Raw genomic sequence first — 3346 nt, 5'->3', positions numbered from 1 at the left:
TGCGTGGTCGTGGCGTTCCCGTGACGAACCTGTCCCATACGGCTTCCTTCCATTCCAACGAAAGGATCGCACCATCAAACCGTGGGATCAAACACCTAGTCCTCTTGAGGTCTAGATATATCGAGGACCATAGAGCACCCACCCTATCTATACCGCTACTCAGACGTGATTGCCGCAAGGGTCAGCTTGCAAAATCGGGAGGAGTAGCTTCGCGAAAGTCATTATTCGTTCGGGCAGGAAGACGTTGCTTGCTACCATCGCCAAATTCAGGGGCGAGAGGTGGCACCACGGTTGCCTCACGGGTCGCCCTTCTACAGGAATCCTTCCCCAGCATGCTCACGAAACCGCTCGTGATCGCGCACATATTCCGCCACCATGTCGATCGAGGCGTGACGGCTGTGCTCACGCATTTTGAACAGATTGGCGTTTTGCCGACCGGCTTCGGTGAGAAAGCCTGCTCGAAGCGAATGTCCGGAGAATAAGGCCTCCGGATAGCCAGCGGATCGGGCAGCCGCTTTGACGACAAGGGCGACGCCCTGCGCACTCATGGGATGATCGGTCAGCCGCCCCTGCGGCGTCAGCTTGCGGAAGACCGGGCCGCTGTCGATTGCTGCCTTCTCGAGCCATGCACGGTAATGCCGCACCGGCTCAAGGCGCCTGCCATCGGGGATGGCGACACTATGTCCCCTGCCCTCCTGGTCGGTCTTCGAAGTCGGTACCCGCACGAGCAAGCCGCGGGCCTCGTCCGACACCCGGCCAACCGTGATGGCGACCAGTTCTGAGCGGCGAAAAGCGCCGGCCATCCCGATCGCGAGCAGCGCGCGATCCCGGTACGCGCGCAGGTCGTCGCCGCTGATCGTGCGCAACATGTCACGCAACACATCACCATCTGCGGGGCGCTTTTTACCCGACGGATCGTCTCGCTTGTCACGCCGGATCGCCCGCATGGCCTTATCGAGCCGTGCGGCATCGCGCTGATGGGTCGGCGGATCGACACCCGCCGCGCGGTGCGCAAACACGATGGCAGCAAGGCGGCGGCCAATCGTCGAGCGGCCAAGGGGCTTGGCGACCGCCGCTCGCCCGCCCCCCGATTGCTGTGGTGCCTGCGGCACGAACCCGCGTTCGGCGAGCAAGGTCAGGAACGCCGCGACAATTGCCGGCGTCGCCGGCAATGATCGATAGCCGTTTTCGGCGCACCAGGCACAAAATAGCCGCCAATCGGACTGATACGCGCGCAGCGTCGATTCCGCCGAAGCGCGTGCGACATAGTCATCGACACGGTCGCGGTCGTGCGGTGCCAGTTCGGGCAGGTACGCAGTGAGCACATTGACCTCGTCGGCCACGACGAGGTCGCCAGGCAAGCTCATGGCACTGTCAGGCTTATATGACACGTCGGTTCGCTCGATCACCAAAATACGCCGGCTGCCAACTTTTGTAGCACCTGCATGGTGCGCGACATTCCCATTTCACGCCAGAGCCTTTCTAGCAGGAATTACACTTATCGCTAAAAACATGAGGCCTGAAATGCCAATTAGATCGCTTACAAGGGGTTCCTACTAACGCCTCTTCCTCGAGGTATGAGCGTTAGGAGTTAGGCATCCTAACCAAATATGGGGAGTTATCCGGTTTACTAAACATGCTTTCTAACCGTGGACGTGTTCGCTTAGTACGATTATATGTTAGGGAAGCTAACCATAGGAGCCTTTCATGGCGACGCTCGCCAATGCCGTTGATCCAGGGACCTTCGCCGATCTCGTCGTCGCAAGCCTGGTCGAGTCAGCTCAAGCGACGTCAGGTACCGAACGCGCGAAAAGCCAGGAAGACGACCTCGATATCGCGGTATGGCTCGAGCCGACGTTCACCGAGCAGCTCCGAAGCGCGGTTGGCCTTGCCATGGCGCGGCTGGCTTCAGACGATATCGCAGCCGGTACTGAGCGACAGGCGCTCTATGCGCTGGTCGACAAGCTGCTCCCAGACGTTCGCGTCCGCCACCTCGAGCGTAAGATCGAGCAGCTGCTGGACGTCGTCGCCGACACCCACGATCCAATGGCAGAGTTCCAGGCTGCGGTGGCCGCGGACAACACAGCGATCCGGCAGCGCTTCGTCCATGAGGTCGAGACATTCACCTCAGCTCAGGTGTCCGCCCGCGCCGGGCACGAGGCGAAGAACCGCCATCAGACCGCCGCGCGCTGGAAGGCGCTCCGCCGCATCTTTGCCGTCTCCTATCAGGGGCAGGATCGGTTTCCGGCGTTCCAATTCGACGCAGATGGCAAGCCCCGCCCTGTCATCAAGAAGGTCCTCGAAGTCCTACCCGACAACCGCACGCCATGGCAGGTCGCCTTCTGGTTCGTGTCGTCGAATTCGTGGTTGGGCGGCCCGGCTCCAAGCGACCGGCTAGATGAGGCTGATGCTGTGATCGAGGCCGCAGCGCATGAGAGTGACGAGATCGGCGGGTGACGGCGCTCTCACCTACAGGGATCGTTCCCAAGCCGCCTTCATCTTTCCCGACCCATATCACGCAGCTACCGGTGGGGGCGGTGCTTTGGCGCGTCCATGCGGACACACGCGCTGGCGACGACTTCAACCCAGGCTTCGGATCTACGAGGTTCGCGCCAATCGGTCCGGTCCGCAAACGCGTCCCGACCGCTTATGCAGCCGAGGGATTCGAGGCTGCCGTATACGAGACGATCTTCCACGATCTCGATCCTGCAGAGCCTTTTAAAACGTACCCGCTGAGCAAGCTCGCTGAGATGAGGTGTTCGCAAGTACGCGTCGTCAGCCCGTTGGCGTTGCGTTCGTTTCTCACTCCCGACCTTATGAAGCTCGGCCTTGCTCGCCACCAGCTTATCGACACGACGGCTCGAGAGTTCCCCGACACGAGGCGTTGGTCCGCAGCGCTGCACCGGAAGGATACGTCGACCCAGGGCATGGTCTGGGAATCGCGTCCCTATCCGTCGTCCTTGTCTATGATGCTCTTCGGAGACCGCGTGGCCGCCGGCAGCCTCAGTGTCGTGAGTACTGTCCGGATCGATGCGGATCCGGCGTTGGCTCTGCGGTTTAGGGCTCTTGCTGCACGTTCTGGCGTGACATTAACAGCTTAACGCCCTTCCCCCTTGCCGCCCCGCCCTTCCCTCTCGATCGGGTCATCGGTTCACTTTCAACCGGTTCCCTTAAGGTATGTCCTCAGCGTTCCTACTCTGGTCGGTCCGATTTGCGCCGAAGAGAGACGTCTAAAATTTGGCTCAATATGAGCTGCTGCCGATCCCATGGACACCAAGTTAGGCTACATGAGCCTGCTTCTCGAAGTCCATGGGGCTGAGATAGCCTAAGGTCGAGTGCCTGCGTG

At 60.7% G+C, this 3346-nt stretch carries 3 protein-coding genes; 2 read left to right on the top strand and 1 reads right to left on the bottom strand.

Annotated features, from left to right (window positions below):
• Nucleotides 1-311: 311 nt before the first annotated feature.
• Complete coding sequence (locus ASE90_RS09390) at nucleotides 312-1367, bottom strand: site-specific integrase (RefSeq protein WP_055999322.1); 1056 nt, start codon at nucleotides 1365-1367, stop codon at nucleotides 312-314.
• 340 nt (nucleotides 1368-1707) lie between these two features.
• Here ASE90_RS09390 and ASE90_RS09385 point away from each other — a divergent pair, with 340 nt between their 5' ends.
• Together ASE90_RS09385 and ASE90_RS21010 are read left to right on the top strand one after the other, a co-directional pair.
• Entirely contained in the window at nucleotides 1708-2457 is a 750-nt protein-coding gene (locus ASE90_RS09385) for a hypothetical protein (RefSeq protein WP_055999318.1), read from the top strand.
• Nucleotides 2454-3101 carry an RES family NAD+ phosphorylase gene (locus tag ASE90_RS21010; protein ID WP_082449691.1) on the top strand — a complete coding sequence of 216 codons (648 nt, stop codon included), beginning with the start codon at nucleotides 2454-2456 and terminating at the stop codon, nucleotides 3099-3101. The genes ASE90_RS09385 and ASE90_RS21010 overlap by 4 nt, the downstream gene beginning before the upstream one ends.
• Nucleotides 3102-3346: the final 245 nt, after the last annotated feature.

The organism is Sphingomonas sp. Leaf67 (assembly GCF_001421965.1).
Taxonomy (GTDB): domain Bacteria; phylum Pseudomonadota; class Alphaproteobacteria; order Sphingomonadales; family Sphingomonadaceae; genus Sphingomonas.
Note: the sequence above shows the minus strand (reverse complement) of the source record. Positions and strands in the feature narration are given on the sequence as shown.

Excerpts from the sequence above, each read along its gene's own strand:
- ASE90_RS09385 (WP_055999318.1), top strand. The coding sequence starts at position 1,708 with ATGGCGACGCTCGCCAATGCCGTTGATCCAGGGACCTTCGCCGATCTC.
- ASE90_RS09390 (WP_055999322.1), bottom strand. The coding sequence starts at position 1,367 with ATGAGCTTGCCTGGCGACCTCGTCGTGGCCGACGAGGTCAATGTGCTC.